The sequence below is a fragment of the Mesorhizobium sp. 128a genome (assembly GCF_053848025.1).
In genome coordinates this window covers 1-765 of the sequence record NZ_JBSPKY010000087.1, presented here as the reverse complement: position 1 = coordinate 765, position 765 = coordinate 1, and the positions used below count along the sequence as shown (strand labels likewise).

1 protein-coding gene is annotated in these 765 nt (G+C 59.5%); it reads left to right on the top strand.

Going from position 1 to position 765, the window contains the following annotated elements:
• Positions 1-669: IS110 family RNA-guided transposase (locus tag ACWTU9_RS33175; protein WP_455862012.1), on the top strand; the 669-nt coding region annotated here is incomplete at its 5' end.
• Positions 670-765 lie beyond the last annotated feature (96 nt).

The window sequence follows — 765 nt, the reverse complement described above, 5'->3', positions numbered from 1 at the left end:
ATGTTGACCCGCACGCTCGTGGCAGCACGCACCCGGCTGGTCCGGATCACCGTCGAGCTTTCCAACCAGATCCGAGGGATCATGAAAACGTTCGGCTTGCTCGTTCCCGCCGGTAAGGGAACTACATTCGAAAAGAATGTCCGGAGCCTTCTTATCGATCAGAGCGAGCTTGCTCCTGTCGTGCTACCGATGTTGGAAGCCTGGCGCAGCATTCGCATCCGTGCCGCCGAGCTTGGGCGCCAGCTTGTCGCAGATGCACGTCAAAGCCAAGCATGCCGCATACTCATGTCGATCCCCGGCATCGGCGCCATTACCGCAACCTCTTTCGCCACTGCCATTGAAGATCCGGGCAACTTCAAGAAGTCCCGCTCTGTCGCCGCTTGGATCGGCCTGACAACTCGCCGCTACCAATCGGGAGAAGTCGATTATGACGGCCATATATCCCGACGCGGCGATCGACATTTGCGGGGACTTCTCTATGAGGCTGCGGCGGTCATCCTGACACGCAGCTCGATCGACAGCAGCCTGCGCACGTGGGGCCTCAAGCTCCGGGAGAGGGTTGGCTTCAAACGAGCTGCCGTGGCCGTGGCGCGCAAACTGGCGGTGATAATGCATTCGATGCTCAAGACCGGTGAGTTCTTTGATCGAAATGCAGGCGCCACAGCATGAAATCTTGCGAATAGCGTTCAGGATCTGAGCGCCTGAGGCGTCCCTGCCGGGACGTGAGCCGAGCCATTCCGCTGATGGGGTTGCACCGCTGTCTCA